Annotated in this window: 3 protein-coding genes and 1 pseudogene; 3 read left to right on the top strand and 1 reads right to left on the bottom strand. The window is 59.3% G+C overall.

Features of this window, described 5'->3' with window-relative positions:
* Positions 1-282: hypothetical protein (locus EN906_RS37455; protein ID WP_164777379.1), on the top strand; the 282-nt coding region annotated here is incomplete at its 5' end.
* A 952-nt stretch (positions 283-1234) separates the two neighbouring features.
* On the opposite strand, the pseudogene EN906_RS26765 reads toward EN906_RS37455, so the two are convergent.
* Positions 1235-1545: pseudogene (locus tag EN906_RS26765) on the bottom strand (IS256 family transposase); the annotation flags it as partial.
* Between the two features lie 937 nt (positions 1546-2482).
* On the opposite strand from EN906_RS26765, the gene EN906_RS26760 reads away from it, so the two are divergent.
* On the top strand, positions 2483-2998 hold the full coding sequence (locus EN906_RS26760) for a DUF2285 domain-containing protein (RefSeq protein ID WP_224570032.1): 516 nt from the start codon (positions 2483-2485) through the stop codon (positions 2996-2998).
* A gap of 432 nt (positions 2999-3430) precedes the next feature.
* Positions 3431-3621, top strand: a 191-nt coding sequence (locus tag EN906_RS37815; protein ID WP_206529172.1) for a hypothetical protein, incomplete at its 3' end; no start/stop codon positions are given.

The following is a 3621-nucleotide window of genomic DNA, read 5'->3' as shown; positions in this document are numbered from 1 at the left end:
GAGGGGAGCAGCGACTACGCGGATGCCAAGCGAATCTATGGTGAGTTGCGGTTCCTGATGCCGCGCCGCCCCGATTGGGGGCGGATCGAAGATTGCACGGCCCGGCTAGTACTCGATCACTGGTCGGCCATCGAAGCATTGGCCGCGCATTTGCTGGTCAAGCATGATCTCCAATTCGATGAGGCTCTGACGATTGTTGCGCCGCATCTTCCGCCATGCCAGCAGCTACGCCGCCAGAGCGTCATCCGCAGCCTGCTTGATCAGCCATTCGATGTGATTTGACCACATCTGCAACACCTCGCGCTTCTCCTTGACGTTGCTATAGAGATTGTAGATTTCGCCAATGTCTGTCAAGGACGCCGCCTTGTGATTCAGTATGTGCTCGATGACGTGTGGCAATACCTGCCGCCTGCCGAGATTTGTCGCGAGCGTCCTGCGCAGATCGTGAAGGGTCCAGTTCTCCAAAGCCACCCCGTCAGTATTGACCTTGCCGTCTAGAGCCTTCTTGCCCTTCGCGTAGCCTGAGAAGTGGCTTCTTTCGTTGCCCCTCGCAGGGAAAAAAACGTGTCATTGGTCTTCGGTACCGTCTGGGGGACCGACACCGCCAGTGTGGACAGCGGAATAAGCGTAGGCTCTTCGTTCTTCGTGCGGTCACCCGATAGTTCCATGTTCCGGCTTCAAGGTTGAGGACCAACGCATCGCGGCAACTTCCGTACGCCTCTGTCCGGTCAGAATGAGCAGCTTGACGATGGAGCCGAACGAATAGCCGATATCGCCCGGTTCGGGCTCACAGCCCGTTCATATAGCCGCCAGTTCGGCATCGTTCACCACTCGCTTGCGCTTGACGATCGGGGCCGGATCCGGATTTTCCAATCCCTCGCGGGGAAACCGCGGATGAGCCGTTGCGGCGGTTTGCGACACCAGTTGAAAAATGCCCGCATACACCAGAAGGCCGTGTTAGCCGCTTGCGGGTGACCCCCGGCGACGATCTTCTTTGTGATGTTAGCAATGTCGGTGTCGATCACATGGTGGATAGAGCGACTCCCGAGGGCAGGCACAAGATACCGGTTCAGGCTGGCCTCGACCAGTGCGGTGTTTTGAGGGTCGTTACTCGGCGGCCTGGAGGTGACCGCCATCGCCGTCCTCGGTATCGTCAGCGCTGATATGCGCCTGATCGGCAAGGAAGGCTGGCAGTTCCGATGGAGCTATGCTGGAATTTGGGTGACGAGGCTGATCAAGCGGCGCTCTGCGGCTTCGTTTCGATGACCTGGATTCCGTCCAGGAACCGGCACCTGCGATGAGTTTCGGCAACTGATTTTGTCCTTTCAATCGTCGCCACTTCCTGGCCGCGGCCAACAGCTTGAAGACCATCAGCTGGGCGGTTTTCGAGGATAGCGAGCCCTTGGTACGCACCGTGCGATAGCGAACGGTTGCAAAGACGCTTTCGATGGGATTGGACGTTCGCAGATGATCCCAGTGTTGGGCGGGGAAATCGTAGAGCGCCAGCGACGCAATATGATCTTTCGTCAGGCAGTCGACCGCCTTGGCATACGCCTCGGCCTCCATCTCGATCGCATGTGCAAGCAATTTGCGCGCGCCGCTGCGAAGTACATCCGTCAGGGTATCATCGATTTCGTCGGGCTGACGAAGGCGAACAATGTGTTGATAGTCTCGTTCATGGCGTATCACTCTCCTTGAGAGGTACTGGCAGGCTTCATCACCCGCCTCGATACGCCGCTCTCCTCAAGCCGCCATCATCCAGTTTCCGCCATGGCTCCCCCTGATTGATCCGCTTCACCTGTGCAACTGCACAGGCTGCCCTAGCGGGGAGATTGGCCTCCAATGGCGAAAACTTGCCGCAGGAGACCCTCCGATGACCGTGCCTATGGCGCCGCCGCTACGACAACTTGCCGACAAGCAGCGTGCGATCCACTGCCGCGCTACTGCGCCTTCAAGGGACGTCTGGATCGCGACGCAGGAGCCGATGACCGTTACGGGATCAATTCCAGGTCGCGCTGGCCGTCGCTGTGCCAGTTCGACGGTCTGGTGGCAATTTGGGCACATCTTCTGTCGCCGACAGTGGCGATGGCTGACGCTTCAACGAAACGGGGTCTTCGACGTCTGCTGCCTTCGCCGATGCTTTGCGAAGTGGCATAATGTTTCGACTCACGCAGGCGCGGGCAGGGGATGTCAGTCATGAATCTCCTGACTGGCGCGGATCAGGCCGATTGGCGGGATGAAAGATCATACGACTACACCGCTGGCCTGACGCTGCGGGAGTGGGCTTGGGAGTTCTTACGCCGCAATCCAGCGTTCCAGCGCGATCTGACCGCTGCGCGCCAGCATTGCAAGACTTGGTCTCTCCAATCCTTTCTCGATATGGTCGCGTCGGCCGGCGACCTGTCACGCTGGGGTGTTCTGTTTCGCGGAGTCTTGTGGCCGCGCTTCGGTCGTATTCTGGTGTCCGCTCTGGTGCGTCCATGTGCTGCCGGTCATTGCGGAACGGTTGCCTGCCTCGTCGCCGACACCGCCGTTCGAACTCTCGGCATTGCCCTGTCGTGCAATCGTCCTGCTGGCGCCCGACAAGAGCCAGCATGTTCTTCTTCGCAATGCGGACCACGCGCTGCAGCTCGCCGTCTCGGGCGCGAATATCCTCCACCCTGTTTGCCTGCATACGCAAGCCATCTGGCCCGCGGTGCTTTTAAAGCATCGACTGAGGGGACTGGAGTGCCTCAATGCTCTCAGTCTAGGGCAACAGTTGCCCCCCCGCTTGTTTGCGCCGGAAAAGCGCGGCGTTCGTTTGTCCTTCGTTCTTCGTGCGCTCGACGGTTCGCTCGCCGGAGCACCTCATCGCGAGCTCGCCGAAGTTCTCATCGGTCAACGGCGCGTCCATGCCGACTGGGCGGATCCTCGCGATCATCTGCGCGACCGCATCCGTCGGGCCGTCTCGCGTGGCCGCGCGCTCATGAATGGTGGCTACAGAGATTTCCTAATTTGAAAAGCGACAGTCCGCGCTGTGCGTCGGTGGATGAACGTTCGCTCGCAGCTGTACCCGTCACCAACAGTTCGCCCGCCGACAGGACTGCATGGCGCCTTGCAAGTGCGCTCTGGTCTAGCTTGTCGATGCCGAAATGAGATGGGCGAGGGTGCCAAGGCGGTGGTTCATTAGGGCCGGCCTCGACCTGGACGCACATCATTGGTCGGAAAGCGGCGTGCACCGCAATGTCGCCATAGCAGCCAAGATCCTTTGAGGCCGGACCTGCAGTCCTGTTGGACCGGCGGGTGCAACAATATGGAGGGATCTGAGGCCTCACACCGTTCCCTGGTCGACAGCTCGGTCAACATAGCACCCACCGCTTTATTATGGAAATGGTGTGCCTGGAGTGCAGCGAGTAGCGGCTTGCTGCGCACTGTCCTAAGAATAGCAGTCATGACCCGTCTGGGGTTCTGCAACACGACGATTCAACCGCTTGGGCATTGTCGCATATCCCACAATGTAGAATGCGCAACAGGGCAAAAGCTGATCCATCGGCGGTTTATCAATGCTTTTTGGCTTGGCACGGCACATGCAACGCAATCGGCAAAAGGCGCACGAACTGAGTGGCCCATCGGCCCTAGGAG

The organism is Mesorhizobium sp. M7A.F.Ca.CA.004.06.1.1 (assembly GCF_003999135.1).
Lineage (GTDB): Bacteria > Pseudomonadota > Alphaproteobacteria > Rhizobiales > Rhizobiaceae > Mesorhizobium.
Note: the sequence above shows the minus strand (reverse complement) of the source record. Positions and strands in the feature narration are given on the sequence as shown.